The following is a 17931-nucleotide window of genomic DNA, read 5'->3' as shown; positions in this document are numbered from 1 at the left end:
TCAGCGGCGTACGGCTCCGGAATCTTCCCTCCTCCGTGCGGCGTGACGCGGACGGGGGAGTGTTCAGAGGCGGGCCGTACGGTTGCTCCATGAACATCTGCGTCTTCCTCTCCGCCGCCGACCTCGACGACCGCTACACCATCCCCGCCCGGGAGTTCGCCGAGCTGCTCGGCAGAGGCGGGCACACCCTGGTCTGGGGCGGTTCGGAGAGCGGCCTGATGAAGGTCGTCGCGGACGGGGTGCAGTCGGCGGGCGGGCGGCTGGTCGGGGTCTCGGTCGACTTCCTGGCGGACAAGGCCCGGCGGAGCGCGGACGAGATGGTGATCGCCCGCGATCTGGCCGAGCGCAAGGCCCTCCTCCTGGAGAAGGCCGACGCCGTGGTGATCATGGTCGGCGGTACGGGGACGCTGGACGAGGCCACCGAGATCCTGGAGCTGAAGAAGCACGGCAAGCACACCAAGCCGGTCGTCCTGCTCAACACGGCGGGCTTCTACGACGGGCTGCGCGAGCAGTTCCAGCGGATGGAGGACGAGGGGTTCCTCCCGGTGCCCCTGACCGACCTGGTCTTCTTCGCCAAGGACGGGGTGGGGGCGCTGGCGTATCTGGAGGAGTCCGCCGGTCTCCAGTAGTCCGCCGGTCTCCAGCGGTCCGCCCGTCCCCCGTGGGGAGCCCGGATCTAGGATCGGCCCCATGCCTACTCACCTCATCACCGGCGCCGGTTCCGGCATCGGGGCCGCCGTCGCCCGCCGTCTCCTGGAGCGTGGCGACGACCTCGTCCTGCTCGCCCGGGACGCCGGACGCGCCAAGGAGTTCGCCGACCGCTACCCGGGCGCGCGGACGCTCGTCGGTGACCTCGGGAACCCCGACCGGCTCTCCTGGGCGTTCGGCCAGCAGGCCATGCCCGAGCGGATCGACACCCTGCTGCACATCGCGGGCGTCGTCGAGCTGGGCACGGTCGGTGAGCTGACCCCGAAGGCCTGGCACTTCCAGCTCAACGCCAATCTGATCGCCCCCGCCGAGATCACCCGCCTCCTCATCCCGCAGCTCCGCGCCGCCCAGGGCCACGTCCTCTTCGTGAACTCCGGCGCCGGGCTCAACGCCCACGCCGGCTGGAGCGCGTACGCCGCCAGCAAGCACGGCCTCAAGGCGCTCGCGGACTCGCTGCGCCACGAGGAGCACGGCAACGGCGTGCGGGTCACCTCCGTCTACCCCGGGCGCACCGCCAGCCCCATGCAGGCCAAGGTGCACCAGCAGGAGGGCAAGGAGTACGACGCGGAGCGCTGGATCGACCCCGAGTCGGTGGCCACCACGATCCTCATGGCGATCGACCTGCCGCGCGACGCCGAGGTCAACGACCTCACGGTCCGTCCGGGCCGCTGAGGCCGTCGGCCCCGTCGCTGAAGCACGGCCGCTGAGACCGTCCGGCCGCTGAGTCCCGCTCGGCCGCTGCCCCCGGCGCCCCGCGTACGCCGAGCGCGTACGGGGGACCGTAGGCTTCCCGCGTGAGCGAGAAGAGCAAGTTGAGCGGGTGTCCGGCGACCGGCATCGGGTCCATGCCCGGGGGAGACGCGAGGGAGGCGGCGAAGACCGTCACCGGCTCCTTCGCCGACGGCCAGGGCATGCCGCACCTGGCGGAGCTGCCGGCGCGCGGCCCGGGCGCGGACATGATCGGCCGGACGATCGGCATGCTCGTCGAGCTGTACGGGCACGTCGAGCCGAGCGGCTGGCGGATCAGCGACCGGCCCGGCCGCGACACCCGGCGCGCCCGCTCCTGGCTGGGCGAGGACCTGGACGCCCTGGAGGAGTTCACCCAGGGGTACGAAGGGCTGCTCAAGGTCCAGGCCGTCGGGCCGTGGACCCTGGCCGCCGCCCTCGAACTGCGCGGCGGCGAAGCCATGCTGGCCGACGCCGGGGCCTGCCGCGACCTGGCTGGTTCGCTGGCCGAGGGGCTCCGCGCCCACCTCGCGGAGGTGCGCCGCCGGATGCCCGGGGCCGAGGTGGTCCTCCAGCTGGACGAGCCCTCCCTGACCGCCGTCCTGCTCGGCCGGGTCCGCTCCGCCAGCGGCTACCGCACCTACCGGGCCGTCGACCGCCAGGTCGTCGAGTCGGCCCTGCGCGACACCCTCGCCGTCGTGGGCGAGGAGGGGGCGGCGATCGTCCACTCCTGCGCCCCCGAGGTGCCGTTCGCGCTGCTGCGCCGGGCCGGGGCGGCCGGAATCTCGTTCGACTTCTCCTTGCTCACGGAGCGTGAGGAGGAGGCGATCGGGGAAGCCGTCGAAGGCGGCACCCAGCTGTTCCTGGGCGTGGTGCCGTCCACCGACGCGGCAACGACGGCATTGTCAGACCCGGGCGGTAGCGTCATGGGGGTCAGGACGCTGTGGAGCAGGCTGGGGCTGAATCCGGGGACTCTCGCCGAGTCCGTCACGGTCACCCCGTCGTGCGGTCTCGCGGGTGCGTCGCCCGCCTACGCCCGCACCGCGCTCGCTCACAGCGCCCGGGCGGCGAGGTCGCTCGCGGACAACCCTGAGTGACGGGGACGACGGGTACACAGGAGGACAGGACGATGGCGGGCGAAGAGCGGGTGGAGCAGGAGAGCACGGTTCCGGCAGGCGTGCGGGAGACCCACGCGCTGCTGGCCGAGCAGATCGAGGAGCACCGTTTCCGGTACTACGTGAAGGACCAGCCGGTCGTCAGCGACGCCGAGTTCGACCGGCTGATGCGCTCCCTGGAGGCCCTGGAGGAGGAGTACCCCCAGCTCCGCACCCCGGACTCCCCGACCCAGAAGGTCGCGGGGCCCTATGTCACGGAGTTCACCTCCGTCGAGCACCGCGAGCGCATGCTCTCCCTGGACAACGCCTTCGACGCCGACGACCTGGCCTCCTGGGCCGAGCGCGTCGCCAAGGAGGTCGGCACGCCCGACCACCACTTCCTGTGCGAGCTGAAGGTGGACGGGCTCGCCGTCAACCTCACCTACGAGCAAGGCCGGCTGACCCGGGCGGCGACCCGGGGCGACGGCCGCACCGGCGAGGACATCACGCCCAACGTCCGCACGATCGCGGAGATCCCGCACCGCCTCCAGGGCGAGGACATCCCCGCGCTGGTCGAGATCCGGGGCGAGGTCTTCTTCCCGATGGAGGCCTTCGAGGAGCTGAACGCCCGGCTGGTGGCCGCCGACGACAAGCCCTTCGCCAACCCGCGCAACGCGGCGGCCGGTTCGCTGCGCCAGAAGGACCCGAAGGTCACCGCCTCCCGCCCGCTCCACATGGTGGTCCACGGCATCGGCGCCCACGAGGGCCTCACCCTCGACCGCCTCTCCCAGGCGTACGACCTCCTCCACTCCTGGGGCCTGCCCACCGCCCGGCACAACAAGGTCGTCGACTCCCTCGACGGCGTACGGGAGTTCATCGCGTACTACGGCGACCACCGGCACTCCGTGGAGCACGAGATCGACGGGGTCGTCGTCAAGCTCGACGAGATCCCGCTCCAGGGGCGGCTGGGCTCCACCTCGCGCGCCCCCCGCTGGGCCATCGCCTGGAAGTACGCCCCCGAGGAGGTCAACACCAAGCTGGTCAACATCCGCGTCGGCGTCGGCCGCACCGGCCGCGTCACGCCGTACGCCCAGGTCGAGCCGGTCGAAGTGGCCGGTTCCGAGGTCGAGTTCGCCACCCTCCACAACCAGGAGGTGGTCAAGGCCAAGGGCGTCCTGATCGGTGACACCGTGGTGCTGCGCAAGGCGGGCGACGTCATCCCGGAGATCCTCGGCCCCGTCGTCGATCTGCGCGACGGCACCGAGAAGCCGTTCGAGATGCCGACGCACTGCCCCGAGTGCGGTACGGAGCTGCGCCCGATGAAGGAGGCCGACATCGACCTCCGCTGCCCCAACGCCCGTACGTGTCCCGCACAGTTGCGCGAGCGGATCTTCTACCTCGCCGGGCGCAAGTGCCTGGACATCGACCACTTCGGCTATGTGGCGGCCGCCGCCCTGACCTGCCCCCTGGAGCCCGCCGAGCCGGTCCTCAAGGACGAGAGCGGCCTGTTCGACCTCACCGTCGAGCAGCTGCTGCCGATCCGGGCGTACGTCCTGGACCAGGACAGCGGGCTGCCCAAGCGCGATGCGAAGACCGGTGAGGAGAAGATCGCGACGGTCTTCGCCAACAAGCAGGGCGAGCCGAAGAAGAACGCGGTGGCCATGCTGGAGGGCATCGCCGCCGCGAAGGAAGCCCCCCTGGCCCGCATCCTCACCGGCCTCTCCATCCGCCACGTCGGACCCGTCGCCGCCCAGGAGCTGGCCCGCCAGTTCCGCTCCATCGACCGGATCGACGAGGCCACCGAGGAGGAGCTGGCCGACGCCGATGGCGTCGGCCCCACCATCGCCGCCTCCGTCAAGCAGTGGTTCGCGGAGGAGTGGCACCGCGAGATCGTACGGAAGTGGCGCGAGGCCGGGGTCCGGATGGCCGACGAGGGCTCGGACGAGGAGCAGGGCCCCCGCCCCCTCGAAGGGCTCACCGTCGTCGTCACCGGCACCCTCACCGGCTACACCCGGGACGGCGCCAAGGAGGCGCTCCAGGGCCTGGGCGCGAAGGTCACCGGCTCGGTGTCGAAGAAGACCGCGTTCGTGGTCGTCGGGGACAACCCCGGCTCCAAGTACGACAAGGCCATGCAGCTGAAGGTCCCCGTGCTCGACGAGGACGGCTTCGCCGTCCTGCTGGAACAGGGCCCGGACGCGGCACGGGAGGCGGCCCTGCCGGTTCCGGAGCCGGTGGCGGCGGCCGACTCCGGAGCGGCGGCCGAACCGGAAGCGGCGGCCGCAGAGTAGCCGGGGGCGGTCCGGTCCCGCACCGGCGCCCCGCGCCCCCCGGGACCCCGCGCCACTCCCGGGCATCCACTGTTCGCCGTATCGAGACGACTTCGAGACGCGGCCCCGGCGTGGCGCGCCACCGGTGGGGAAGAAACGGGGCAGAGGGGCGAAGAAAGGTCGGCCCGGTCCCGTACAGCCCGCCCGCTTCACCCGTTCGGCGCATAGCAGATGGTGACGGGTCGTCGGTTCGCCTTCGGTAAGAGCTGTAGAGCGCTGCCCCTGGAAGCCTTTCGCGGCCTACTGTTGAGGGGGAGCGCCTGCCGTGCACGGTCACCCGCCCGGGGCTGTGCGCACCGGAGAGCGGGGGCCACCGAGGGAGTACGGCACCGCCGGCTGTGAGAGGGACGGAATGAAACCGACCGAGAGCGCCGCCCCGGTGTCGCGGCTGCAAGGTTTCGTCGGCCTCACGTCCCCCGTGGGTGCCGCCGCCATCGGGATCGCGGCGTTACTGCTGGCGGCCGGTTTCTACCACGCGGTGCGCGACGGCCACGCCCTCTTCCCGGACGGGGCCGTGGGCTGGTCGCTCGCCGTGCTCACCGGGATCATCGTCGGCCACCTCGTCGCGCTCGGCCGGGACCGCTGGTGGGGCGGGACCGGCTCCGGGGCCGCCCTCACCCTCGCCGTGCTGCTCCTCTACGGCTGGCTGCCCGCCGGTCTGGTCAGCCTGGTCGTCGTGGTGCTCGTCGGGAGCGCCCGCAGACACCGCTGGTGGCAGGGGCTCCTGCACGGCGCGGTGGACATCCTCGGGATCGCCGCCGCCGCGCTCGTGCTGGCCGCGTTCGGGGTGGTGCCGAGCGTGGAGCGGCCCTGGGTGCCACTCGACTGGGGCATCGCCGCCGTGCCGGAACTGCTCCTGGCGGCGTCCACGTATCTGCTCGTCACCCGGGTCCTGCTGTGGTACGCGGGTGCCCCGCACAACGGCGGGCTGCCCACCATCGCCCGCACCGCCCTGCTGCGCCAGGGGCTCGTCGCCGTCGCCCTGCTCGGCCTCGCCCCGCTGATCTGCGTCGTCGCGATGTCCATGCCCGTCGTGCTGCCGCTCTTCGCGGTCCCGCTGATCGCCCTGGACTCCACGCTCTGGATCGCCCGCGCCCGCGCCGAGGAGCAGCTCCGCGACCCGCTGACCGGGCTGCCCAACCGCCAGTGGCTGCTGGAGCGGACCTGGTCGGCCCTGGAGGATGCCGAGAGCGTGGGCACCCGGTCGGCGCTGGTCCTGATCGACCTGGACCGCTTCCGGGCCGTCAACGACACCCTCGGCCATCTCGCCGGGGACCGGCTCCTGCTCCAGATAGCGGAACGCCTGCGCCTCGCCCTGCCGTACGGGGCCGAGGCGGCCCGGCTCGGCGGCGACGAGTTCGCCGTCCTGCTGCCGCAGGCCGACTCGACCACCAGCGCCCAGCGGGTCGCCCGCCATCTGGTGGCCGAGCTGTCCTCGCCGCTCGACCTGGACGGGCTGGTCCTGGTGCTGGAGGCCAGCGCCGGGGTCGCCGTCTACCCCGACCACGCGCTGGACGCCGAAGGACTGCTGCGCCGCGCCGACGTCGCGATGTACCAGGCCAAGCGCGACCGCACGGGCGTCGAGGTCTACGAGTCCAAGCGGGACAGCAACACCCCCGACCGGCTGGGCCTCCTCGGCGATCTGCGCCGGGCGCTGGACGCGGGCGACGTCGAGCTGCACTACCAGCCCAAGGTCCGCTTCGACGGGCAGGTCGCGGGCCTGGAGGCGCTGGTGCGCTGGGTGCACCCGGAGCGCGGGCGGGTCCCTCCGGACGAGTTCATCGCCATCGCGGAGTCCTCCGGCCTGATGCCGCACCTCACGGAGTACGTCCTGGAGACGGCGCTCGCCCAGGTCGCCCGGTGGCGGGCGCAGGGCCTGTTCGTCCCCGTCGCGGTCAACGTCTCGCCGCGCGACGTCCACACCCCCGGCTTCGCGGGCGGGGTCGCCGCCCGGCTCGCCCGGCACGGCGTCCCGGCGTCGGCGCTCCAGCTGGAGATCACCGAGCACGTCCTCCTGGAGGACCCGCAGCGCGCCGCCGACACCCTGGCCGGGCTGACCGCGCACGGCGTGAAGATGTCCCTGGACGACTTCGGTACGGGGTACTCCTCCCTCGTCCATCTGCGCAGGCTCCCCGTGAGCGAGCTGAAGATCGACCGCTCCTTCGTGGCCCGCCTCACCCTGGACCACGAGGACGGCGAGATCGTCCGCTGCACGATCGACCTGGCCCACTCCCTCGGACTGGTCGTCGTCGCGGAGGGCGTCGAGGACGACGAGACCTGGGAGCGGCTGCGGGATCTGCGGTGCGACGCGGTCCAGGGGTGGCTGGTGGCGGCCGCGATGCCGCCCCAGGAGACGACGGCCTGGCTGCGGGCCCGCGGCGAGCACGGCTGGCGCCGCCCCGCCGAGCTGGAGGCCCAGGCGGCGGCCGCCGCGGCGAACGGCACGGCGGAGCCCGAGCAGCACCAGCACCCGCACCCGCACCCGACCCAGGGCCGCGCGATCTCGGGCCCGGCGACGACCTGAGCCCGGTGCCGTTCCCGTACGGAATCGGCACCCCGTCCCCGTACGAAACACTTCCGTAACCACCGAAACGGGTGGGCCGATCAGGGTGGGGTACCCGGCAGCAGCCGACCCCATAGGATTGGGGGTCGGTGGCACATTTCCACCTGCCGCGCGACGCCTGGCACGCACGCTCGCCGCGTTGCCGAAACGCCCACGTGGCTCCGCCACGAGGGCGCTCCGGCGCCTTGCGATCGCACGCACCATACGCCGCGCGGCCCGTCCTTCGGACGGACGGTGGAAATGTGCCACCGACCCCCAGCCAAAACCACACACCAACCCCTGAGGATCGCTGCATGCCTGGCATCACGCGCGAGGAGGTCGCCCACCTCGCCCGGCTGGCGCGTCTGGAGCTGAAGGGCGAAGAGCTCGATCACTTCGCCGGTCAGCTCGACGACATCATCGGCGCGGTCGCCCGCGTCTCCGAGGTCGCCGACCAAGACGTACCGCCGACCTCCCACCCGCTGCCGCTGACCAACGTCATGCGCGCGGACGAGGTCCGTCCGTCGCTCACCCCCGAGCAGGCGCTCTCCGGCGCCCCGGCCCAGGAGCAGCAGCGTTTCAAGGTGCCGCAGATCCTGGGGGAGGACTAACCGCCATGACGGACATCATCAAGCTCACCGCGGCCGAGATCGCCGCGAAGATCGCCTCCGGCGAACTCACCGCCGTCGAGGTCACCGAGGCGCACCTCGCCCGGATCGAGGCCGTCGACGAGAAGGTCCACGCCTTCCTGCACGTCGACCGCGAGGGCGCGCTCGCCCAGGCCCGTGCCGTGGACGCCAAGCGCGAGGCGGGCGAGAAGCTCGGCCCGCTGGCCGGCGTCCCGCTCGCGCTGAAGGACATCTTCACCACCAAGGACATGCCGACCACCGTCGGTTCCAAGATCCTCGAGGGCTGGGTCCCGCCGTACGACGCCACGCTGACGCAGAAGCTGCGCGCCGCCGACGTCGTCATCCTCGGCAAGACCAACATGGACGAGTTCGCCATGGGGTCCTCCACCGAGAACAGCGCCTACGGCCCCACCGGCAACCCGTGGGACCTCACGCGCATCCCCGGCGGCTCCGGCGGCGGCTCCTCCGCCGCCCTCGCCTCCTACGAGGCCCCGCTCGCCATCGGCACGGACACCGGCGGCTCGATCCGCCAGCCCGCCGCCGTCACCGGCACGGTCGGCGTCAAGCCCACCTACGGCGGCGTCTCCCGCTACGGCATGGTCGCCTTCTCGTCCTCCCTCGACCAGGGCGGGCCCTGCGCCCGTACGGTCCTGGACGCGGCGCTGCTCCACGAGGCCATCGCCGGGCACGACCCGCTGGACTCCACCTCCATCGACGCCCCGGTCCCGCCGGTCGTCGAGGCCGCCCGCAACGGCTCCGTCCAGGGCCTGCGCGTCGGCGTCGTCAAGCAGTTCCGCGGCGAGGGCTACCAGGCCGGTGTCCTCCAGCGGTTCGACGAGTCGGTCGAGCTGCTGAAGTCGCTCGGAGCCGACATCGTCGAGCTGGACTGCCCCTCCTTCGACCTGGCGCTCTCCGCGTACTACCTGATCGCGCCCTCGGAGTGCTCCTCCAACCTGGCCCGCTTCGACGCCATGCGCTACGGCCTGCGGGTCGGCGACGACGGCACGAAGTCGGCCGAGGAGGTCACCGCCCTCACCCGTGAGGCGGGCTTCGGCGACGAGGTCAAGCGCCGCATCATCCTGGGGACGTACGCGCTCAGCTCCGGCTACTACGACGCGTACTACGGCTCGGCCCAGAAGGTCCGCACCCTCATCACCCAGGACTTCGAGAAGGCCTTCGAGCAGGTCGACGTGATCGTCTCCCCGACGACCCCGACCACCGCCTTCCCGATCGGTGAGCGCGCCGACGACCCGATGGCGATGTACCTCGCGGACCTGTGCACCATCCCGACCAACCTGGCCGGCAACTCCGCCATGTCGCTCCCCTGCGGCCTGGCCCCGGAGGACGGTCTGCCGGTCGGGCTGCAGATCATCGCCCCCGCCATGAAGGACGACCGGCTCTACAAGGTCGGCGCCGCCGTCGAGGCCGCCTTCGTGGAAAAGTGGGGGCACCCGCTGCTCGAGGAGGCTCCGTCGCTGTGAGTGCCATGGCAAAGAAGGCCAGTAACTTCAAGAAGTCCAAGACCGGGCTGTACGTCTCGCTCGGCAGTACCGCGTTCGGCGCGATCAGCATCGCCAAGCAGGCGAAGCTCGCCCGCCAGGACAACGACATGCTGCGCCTCGTCGACGCGGCCGTCTCCGCGGCCGCCATCGTCACCGGACTCGCGATCCTCTATCGCGAACTGAAGCGTCTCGGCGACGACGACGTCCTGCTGGGCTGAGAGGGAAAGTTTCACCGTGACTGTCACTGACCTGGTGTCGTACGAGGACGCCCTCGCGTCCTACGACCCCGTCATGGGCCTGGAGGTCCATGTCGAGCTCGGCACCAAGACCAAGATGTTCTGCGGCTGCTCCACGGAGCTGAAGCAGGACGCCAACTCCCAGACCTGCCCGGTCTGTCTCGGACTGCCCGGCGCGCTGCCGGTCGTCAACGAGATCGGCGTCGAGTCCGCCATCAAGATCGGCCTCGCGCTGAACTGCGAGATCGCCGAGTGGTGCCGCTTCGCCCGGAAGAACTACTTCTATCCGGACATGCCGAAGAACTTCCAGACCTCCCAGTACGACGAGCCGATCGCCTTCGACGGCTATCTGGACGTCCAGCTGGAGGACGGCGAGGTCTTCCGCGTGGAGATCGAGCGCGCCCACATGGAGGAGGACACCGGCAAGTCGACCCACGTCGGCGGCGCCACCGGCCGTATCCACGGCGCGTCCCACTCCCTGCTCGACTACAACCGGGCCGGCATCCCGCTCATCGAGATCGTCACCAAGCCGATCGAGGGAGCGGGCGCGCGTGCCCCCGAGGTCGCCAAGGCGTACGTCGCGGAGCTGCGCGAGCTGATCAAGGCCCTCGGGGTCTCCGAGGCGCGCATGGAGATGGGCCAGATGCGCTGCGACGTCAACCTGTCGCTGCGCCCCAACGGCACCGAGACGTTCGGCACCCGCTCCGAGACGAAGAACGTGAACTCGCTGCGTTCCGTCGAGCGGGCCGCGCGCTTCGAGATCCAGCGCCACGCGGCGGTGCTCTCCTCCGGCGGCACGATCGTCCAGGAGACCCGGCACTTCCACGAGGAGGACGGCTCCACCACGGCCGGCCGCATCAAGGACAACGCCGAGGACTACCGCTACTTCCCCGAGCCGGACCTGGTCCCCGTCGCGCCCGCGCGCGCGTGGGTCGAGGAGCTGCGCAAGGGCCTCCCCGAGCTGCCCCGGGTCCGCCGGGCGCGGCTCAAGGAGGAGTGGGGCGTCTCCGAGCACGACATGCAGTCCATCCTCAACGCGGGCGCGGTCGATCTGATCGTCGCCACGATCGAGGCGGGCGCCCCCGCGGACCAGGCCCGCAAGTGGTGGATGGGCGAGCTGGCCCGTAACGCCAACGAGACCGGCCGCGGCCTGGACGAGCTGCCGATCACCCCGGCGCAGGTCGCCCGGGTGGCCGCGCTCGTCGCGGCGGGCGACCTCAACGACAAGCTGGCCCGCCAGGTCATCGAGGGCGTCCTCGCGGGCGAGGGCGACCCGGACACCGTCGTCGAGAAGCGCGGCCTGAAGGTCGTCTCGGACGAGGGCGCGCTCTCCACGGCCGTCGACGAGGCCATCGCGGGCAACGCGGCCATCGCGGACAAGATCCGCGGCGGCAAGGTCGCGGCGGCCGGTGCGCTGGTCGGCGCGGTCATGAAGGCCACCCGGGGCCAGGCGGACGCGGCGCGCGTGCGCGAGCTGATCCTGGAGAAGCTGGGCGTCGAGGGCTGACGGCCTGATCGTCCCCGAAGGGGCGGTGCACCACCCGCACGCGGGGGGCGCACCGCCCCTTCGACCGTGCTCCCGTACGTATGCGGGGCGCACGCCCCCTCAGCCGTGTGCCGACCGACCCCACCCGAGACCTCAAGAGACCCCACGAGATCCCTCTGAACACCGTCACCGCCGAGATCGTCTCCCTCGCCCTCCTCCTGGGCGTGCTCGCCTTCGCCGTCGTCCGCCCACGGGGCCTGCCGGAGGCGACCGTCGCGCTGCCCGCCGCCGGGCTCGTGGTGGGGCTGGGCGCGGTGTCCTGGCCCGAGGCGCGGGAGCAGGTGGGGGAGCTGCTGCCCGTGGTGGGGTTCCTCGCCGCGATCCTGGTGCTGGCCCAGCTCTGCGCGGACGAGGGGCTGTTCCGGGCCGCCGGGGACTGGGTGGCGCGCGCCTGCCGGGGGCAGACCCGGCCGCTGCTCGGCGGGGTCTTCGGGGTGGCCGCGCTCGTCACCGCCGTGCTCAGCCTGGACGCCACCGTCGTCCTGCTCACCCCGGTCGTCCTCGCCACGGCGGCCCGGGTCGGTGCGTGGCCGCGCCCGTACGTCTACGCCTGCGCGCACCTCGCCAACTCCGCCTCCCTCCTGCTCCCCGTCTCCAACCTCACCAACCTCCTGGCGTTCACCGCGAGCGGCCTCTCCTTCACCCGGTTCGCCGCGCTGATGGCGCTGCCGTGGCTGGCCGCGATCGCCGTGGAGTACGTGGTGTTCCGGCGGGCGTTCCGGGACGACCTGGCCGCCGGGGCGCACGCGCCGGACCCGGAGGCCGGGCGCACGCCCGTACCGGTGTTCACGCTCGTCGTGCTGGCGCTGACCCTGGCCGGGTTCGTCGTCACCTCGTTCGCGGGGGCCGAGCCGCTGTGGGCCGCGCTGGCGGGGGCGGCGGTCCTCGCCGTACGGGCGCTGGCCAGGCGGGAGACCACGCCCGCCGCCGTCGTCCGCTCGGCCAACCCGCTGTTCTGCCTCTTCGTGCTCGCGCTCGGCGTCGTCGTGAAGGCGGTCGTCGACAACGGCCTCGGCGACGGGATCGCCGCCCTCCTGCCCGACGGTCACACGCTCCCCGCGCTGCTCGGCGTCGCCGTGGTCGCCGCGCTGCTGGCCAACCTGATCAACAACCTGCCCGCGATCCTCGCCCTCCTCCCGATCGTGGCGGCGGCCGGGCCGGGACCGCTGCTGGCCGCGCTGATCGGGGTGAACATCGGCCCCAACCTCACGTACGTCGGCTCGCTGGCCACCCTCCTGTGGCGCCGCATCCTGCACGCCCACGGGGACGCGCCGGAGCTGGGCCGCTTCACCCGGCTCGGGCTCGCGACCGTACCGGCGACGCTCCTCGCCTCGACCCTCGCGCTCTGGGCATCGCTGCACCTCATCGGGGTGTAGGCGCCCGGACCCGGCCGGTTGGACTTCTCGTCCGACCTCTTGGACGTTCACCACCGGGCCGTACGCCGTCCTTCCCGACGCCACCTGACCTCACTAGCTTCCCCGCTGTAACCACCGCGACCACCGCGATACGGGAGGCTCTTTTGACCACGGACATGTCACGGCGGCGGCTCTTCGCCCTCGGCGGGGGCGCGCTCGGCGCCGCTGCGGCCGGATCGTTCCTGCCGCCGTCGCTCCAGGCAGCCATCGCCGCGCAGCCCGCCCACGCGGCGGGGTCCGGAGGGCTCGGGGCCATCAAGCACGTGGTGATCCTCATGCAGGAGAACCGATCCTTCGACCACTATTTCGGCACCCTGCGCGGCGTACGCGGCTTCGGCGACCGCAACGCCGTCGAGCTGCCCACCGGGGGCACGGTCTTCGAGCAGCCCGGCGCGTCCGGCACCACCGTGCTGCCCTTCCCGGTGCGCGGCGCGGCCGAGGAGCAGAAGAAGGACCTCCAGTACATCGGCGCCCTCGACCACTCCTGGAACGGCGGCGCGAAAGCCTGGGGCGGCGGCTGGATGAACGGCTGGATCAGCGCCAAGACCGCGGCCACCATGGCGTACTACGACCGCCGTGACATCCCGCTCCACTACGAGCTGGCCGACACCTTCACCGTCTGCGACGCCTACCACTCCTCCATCCACACCTCCACCAGCCCCAACCGCAACCACCTCTGGAGCGGGAAGACCGGCTTCGAGGCGAACGGGAAGCGGGCGGTCGGCAACGACGCGTACAACGAGGGCAGCCACCCCGGCTACGACTGGTCGACCTACGCCGAGCGGCTGGAGAAGGCGGGCCGGAGCTGGCGGACGTACACGGAGTGGGAGAACTTCACCGACAACCAGATCGAGTTCTACGCCACCTTCAAGGCCATCGCCCGCAAGGCCCTGGCCCGCACCGGCGGCCACACCTACATGGAGGCCTTCTACGCCAAGGTGCGCGGCGCGTCCGAGGCCGAGCGCACCAGGCTGCTCGGGCTGCTGGAGGAGGGCGTCGCCACCCTCACCGCGCGGGAGCGCAGCCTCTTCGAGCGGGGGCTGCGCCGGGTCCCCACGGGGACGCTGGCGGAGGAGTTCGCCAGGGACGTGGCAGCCGGGACGCTGCCGGAGGTCTCCTACCTGGTGCCCTCGGCCATCGACTCCGAGCACCCGAGCACCTCCTCGCCCGTGCACAGCGCCACCATCGTCTACAAGATCCTCGACGCGCTGGGGAAGCATCCGGACGTCTGGCGCCACACCGCCGTACTGATCAACTACGACGAGAACGACGGCTTCTTCGACCACGTCCCGCCGCCCGTCGCCCCGCCCGAGGTGACCGACGAGCAGTGGGAGGGCCGCCCGACCGGCCTCGGCATCCGGGTGCCGCTGCTCGTCGTCTCCCCGTGGACCGTCGGCGGCTACGTCTGCTCCGAGGTCTTCGACCACACCTCGGTGATCCGCTTCCTGGAGCGGTGGACCGGGGTGAAGGAGCCCAACATCAGCGACTGGCGGCGCCGTGTCACCGGCGATCTGACCTCCGCCTTCGACTTCACCCGGGCCCGGCGTCAGCCCGCCGTCCAGGTGCCCGGCCCGATCCCGCCGCTCAGCGGCCGCTGGCAGCCCAGGCCGCCCGCCGACCAGCACCTCCCCGTCCAGGAGCCCGGAGTACGCCCGGCGCGCCCGCTGCCGTACCAGCCGGACGCGCAGGTCAGGCGGGCGAGCGGTGGTGCGCTGCGCGTGGAGCTGGGGAACAGCGGACGGTCATCGGCGCACTTCACGCTCTACCCGTACGCCGGTGAGTCCGCGGCTCCGCTCCACAAGGACGTCCGGGGCGCCGGGCACTGGACCGTACCGCTGACCGGAGACGCGTACCGTTTCACGGTCACCGGGCCGAACGGCTTCCGGCGCGAGTTCGCCGGACCGGCCGAGGGCGGCGGCGCCGAGGTCACCACCCGCATCGACACCCGCGAGCGCGACCTCCACCTCACGCTGCGCAACACCGGCCGCCGGAACCTCACCTTCCTGATCCGGCCCCTCGGCTACGTCGACGAGGACGACCTGCACGACTGGGTCCGCCGCGTCACCGTCAAGCCGGGCCGCCACCGTACGGTCGTGCACTCCGCGGCCGACGCCCACGGCTGGTACGACCTGGTCGTCACGGCCGACGGGGAGGACGGCTTCCGGCGGCGGCTCATGGGGCACATCGAGAACGGCCGGGCGAGCGTCTCCGGCTGACCCCCATCGAGGATGGCCTGATCTGCACCATGTAGGGAGCAGATCAGGCCCTGTGAGCATGGCCACGAAACGGACAAAGGATCACTTTCTGCTGAGAGAGTGGCGGTCTCAGGTCATGCGACGTTTGCGAGCAGATCACGCTATCTGCGGGTAAAGGTCCACGAACCCGCAGGGAGCTCACCCGTTGGCTGCCATCGCCCGCTGGTGCATCAAGCACCGTCTTCTCGCCATCCTCATCTGGCTCGCCGCCCTCGGCGGCACAGCCGCCGCGGCGGGGTTCGCGGGCTCCGCGTACTCCAACGACTACGAGGTGCCCGGCACCGAATCCGGCCGGGCCACCGAGCTGCTCTCGCGCGGCTTCACCGACCTCGGCGGCGACACCGACACCGTGGTCTGGCACACCACCGGCTCCACGGTCCGGGCCGCCGACGTCGAACAGACGATGACCCGCACTCTCCACGCGATCGACGACCTCCCCGGGGTCGGCGCGGTCACCGGCCCGTACGGCGCCGAAGGGGCCGCGCAGATCAGCGAGGACGGCCGCACCGCCTACGCCACGGTCACCTTCGACCGGCCCGCCGACGAGATCCCCGTCTCCCAGGCCCAGGCCCTCGTGGACACCGCGAAGGCGGCCGAGAGCGACGGGCTCCAGGTCGAGCTGGGCGGCACCGCCATCGCCCTCACCGAGGCCCCCTCCGCCCATATCGCCGAAGTGGTCGGTGTCGCCGTCGCGGCCGTGGTCCTCTTCCTCGCCTTCGGCTCGCTCGCCGCCAGCCTGCTCCCCATCGCCACCGCCCTGGTCTCCGTCGGCACCGCCTACGCGGGCATCGTCCTGCTCGGCCATGTGATGACCGTGGCCGACTTCGCCCCCATGCTCGGCATGCTCATCGGGCTCGGCGTCGGCATCGACTACGCCCTCTTCATCGTCACCCGGCACCGCAGAGGCCTCCGGCAGGGCATGTCGGTCACCGATGCGGCCCGCAACGCCGTCACCACCACCGGGCGCGCGGTCGTCTTCGCCGGGGCCACCGTCTGCATCGCGCTGCTCGGCATGCTGATCCTGCGGCTGAGCTTCCTCAACGGCGTCGCCATCGCCGCCTCGCTCACCGTCGTGCTGACCGTGGCCGCCTCCGTCACCCTGCTGCCCGCCCTCCTCTCCCTCATCGGGATGCGGGCCCTCAGCCGCCGCGAACGCCGGCAGCTCGCGGAGCACGGCCCCCGCCCCGACCTGCCCACCGGCTTCGCCGCCCGCTGGTCCGCCTTCGTCGAGCGCCACCCCAAGCTGCTCGGCGGGATCGCGACCGTCGTCATGGTCGTCCTCGCCCTGCCCGCCCTCGGCCTCCACCTCGGCACCTCCGACCAGGGCAACAATCCGGCCACCGCCACCACCCGGCAGGCGTACGACCTGATCGCGGACGGCTTCGGCCCCGGCGTCAACGGCCCCCTGACCATCGCCGCCCAGCTCGACGGCGCCGACGACCGGCTCGCCCTGGACTCGCTGCCCGAGAAGCTCCGTACGACCGAGGGCGTCGCCTCGGTCAGCCCCGTCACGTACAACGGCGGCGGCGACACCGCCTTCCTCACCGTCGTCCCCGACTCCGCGCCCCAGTCGCAGGAGACCAGCGAGCTGGTCGACCGCATCCGGGCGGACGTCCTGCCGCAGGTGCAGGAGACGACCTCGCTGGAGGCGTACGTCGGCGGGGTGACGGCCAGCTACGACGACTTCGCGGAGATCATCGTCGGCAAGCTGCCCCTCTTCGTCGGGGTCGTCATCGGCCTCGGCTGCCTGCTCCTGCTGCTGGCCTTCCGCTCCATCGGCATCCCCGTCAAGGCCGCCCTGATGAACGTGGCCGCCGTCGCCTCCTCCTTCGGCGTCGTCGTCGCCGTCTTCCAGTGGGGCTGGGGGAGCGAGCTGCTCGGCCTCGGCAGCGCCGGGCCCATCGAACCCTTCCTCCCCGTGATCATGGTCTCGGTCCTCTTCGGCCTCTCCATGGACTACCAGGTCTTCCTGGTCGGCCGGATGTACGAGGAGTGGCTGGAGACCGGCGACAACCGCCGGGCGGTCCGGGTCGGCCTCGCCGAGACCAGCCGGGTGATCAACTCCGCCGCCGTGATCATGATCTCCGTCTTCCTCGCCTTCGTGCTCAGCGGGGACCGGGTGATCGCCATGTTCGGCATCGCGCTGGCCACGGCCGTCGCCCTGGACGCCTTCGTCCTGCGCACTCTCCTGGTGCCCGCCCTGATGCACATGCTCGGCGGTGCCAACTGGTGGCTGCCCGGCTGGCTGGACCGCCGGCTGCCCCGGATCAGCATCGAGCCGCCGGACTGCGCGGTGGAGCATGCGACGATCCCGGGGGCGCGCGTCACGGAGGAGGACGTCGCGTCGATGGAGAGGCCGACGGAGACGTCGACGGAGAAGGAGCACGATGTTCGCGGTATCCCTGGGTGACGACAAGGCGGAGCTGCGCCCGCTGGAGATCTGGCAGGCCGAGGAGTTCCTCGCCCACATGGACCGGGCCCGGGAGCTGGTCGACCCCTGGATCCCCTTCGCCTCCTTCGCCACCGACCTGGACTCGGCGCGGGACCTGCTCCGGCGGTACGCGGAGAAGCAGGCGGCGGACACCGGGCGGCTGTACGGGATCTGGCTGGAGGACACCCTCGTCGGCGGGGTCCTCTTCCGGATCTTCGACACCGCGTCCGGCAACTGCGAGATAGGCGTCTGGCTGGAGCCCGCCGCACAGGGCCGCGGCCTGATCACCCGGGCCGCCGAGCGGCTGATCGACTGGGCGGTGTACGAACGCGGGATGCACCGCGTGGAGTGGGACGCCTCCGCCGCCAACACCCGCTCGATCGCGGTCGCCAAGCGGCTCGGGATGACCCGGGACGGGGTGATCCGGCAGAACTACCTCTACCGGGGCGTGCGCCACGACTCGGAGATCTGGTCGGTCCTGGCCCCGGAGTGGCGGGCCCGCACGGCGCGCTGAGCACGG

At 72.1% G+C, this 17931-nt stretch carries 13 protein-coding genes; all 13 read left to right on the top strand.

Annotation, left to right across the window (positions count from 1 at the left end; genetic code table 11):
• Positions 1–89 precede the first annotated feature (89 nt).
• The 13 genes from DJ476_RS08580 (at position 90) to DJ476_RS08520 (ending at position 17925) form a co-directional block, all read left to right on the top strand.
• Positions 90–629: an LOG family protein gene (locus tag DJ476_RS08580; RefSeq protein ID WP_103421305.1), complete on the top strand. Its 540-nt coding sequence runs from the start codon at positions 90–92 to the stop codon at positions 627–629.
• Positions 630–690: 61 nt separating this feature from the next.
• Positions 691–1380 carry an SDR family oxidoreductase gene (locus DJ476_RS08575; RefSeq protein WP_103421306.1) on the top strand — a complete coding sequence of 230 codons (690 nt, stop codon included), beginning with the start codon at positions 691–693 and terminating at the stop codon, positions 1378–1380.
• Between the two features lie 122 nt (positions 1381–1502).
• Positions 1503–2531: a methionine synthase gene (locus DJ476_RS08570; protein ID WP_103421307.1), complete on the top strand. Its 1029-nt coding sequence runs from the start codon at positions 1503–1505 to the stop codon at positions 2529–2531.
• Positions 2532–2563: 32 nt separating this feature from the next.
• Positions 2564–4816 (top strand): NAD-dependent DNA ligase LigA, encoded by a 2253-nt coding sequence (gene ligA / locus DJ476_RS08565; protein WP_112490221.1) that lies wholly within the window; start codon positions 2564–2566, stop codon positions 4814–4816.
• A gap of 391 nt (positions 4817–5207) precedes the next feature.
• Complete coding sequence (locus tag DJ476_RS08560; protein ID WP_112490220.1) at positions 5208–7379, top strand: putative bifunctional diguanylate cyclase/phosphodiesterase; 2172 nt, start codon at positions 5208–5210, stop codon at positions 7377–7379.
• 332 nt (positions 7380–7711) lie between these two features.
• Positions 7712–8008: an Asp-tRNA(Asn)/Glu-tRNA(Gln) amidotransferase subunit GatC gene (gene gatC / locus DJ476_RS08555; RefSeq protein WP_015036350.1), complete on the top strand. Its 297-nt coding sequence runs from the start codon at positions 7712–7714 to the stop codon at positions 8006–8008.
• Between the two features lie 5 nt (positions 8009–8013).
• Positions 8014–9507, top strand: coding sequence for an Asp-tRNA(Asn)/Glu-tRNA(Gln) amidotransferase subunit GatA (gene gatA, locus DJ476_RS08550; RefSeq protein WP_070201837.1), 1494 nt, complete (start codon positions 8014–8016; stop codon positions 9505–9507).
• Positions 9508–9512: 5 nt separating this feature from the next.
• Positions 9513–9746 (top strand): hypothetical protein, encoded by a 234-nt coding sequence (locus DJ476_RS08545; RefSeq protein WP_019762981.1) that lies wholly within the window; start codon positions 9513–9515, stop codon positions 9744–9746.
• A gap of 16 nt (positions 9747–9762) precedes the next feature.
• On the top strand, positions 9763–11271 hold the full coding sequence (gatB, locus tag DJ476_RS08540; protein WP_112490219.1) for an Asp-tRNA(Asn)/Glu-tRNA(Gln) amidotransferase subunit GatB: 1509 nt from the start codon (positions 9763–9765) through the stop codon (positions 11269–11271).
• 176 nt (positions 11272–11447) lie between these two features.
• A complete protein-coding gene (locus DJ476_RS08535; protein ID WP_404827587.1) occupies positions 11448–12686 on the top strand; it encodes an arsenic transporter in 1239 nt (412 codons plus the stop codon).
• 143 nt (positions 12687–12829) lie between these two features.
• Positions 12830–14941, top strand: a complete 2112-nt coding sequence (locus DJ476_RS08530; protein WP_103421311.1) for a phosphocholine-specific phospholipase C — start codon at positions 12830–12832, stop codon at positions 14939–14941.
• 184 nt (positions 14942–15125) lie between these two features.
• Positions 15126–17390, top strand: a complete 2265-nt coding sequence (locus tag DJ476_RS08525; RefSeq protein ID WP_112490218.1) for an MMPL family transporter — start codon at positions 15126–15128, stop codon at positions 17388–17390.
• Positions 17368–17925, top strand: a complete 558-nt coding sequence (locus tag DJ476_RS08520; protein WP_103421313.1) for a GNAT family N-acetyltransferase — start codon at positions 17368–17370, stop codon at positions 17923–17925. The genes DJ476_RS08525 and DJ476_RS08520 overlap by 23 nt, the downstream gene beginning before the upstream one ends.
• Positions 17926–17931: the final 6 nt, after the last annotated feature.

It is taken from the genome of Streptomyces bacillaris (assembly GCF_003268675.1).
GTDB lineage: Bacteria > Actinomycetota > Actinomycetes > Streptomycetales > Streptomycetaceae > Streptomyces > Streptomyces bacillaris.
The sequence above is the reverse complement of the archived record's forward strand: the minus strand, read 5'-3'. Positions and strand labels throughout refer to the sequence as shown.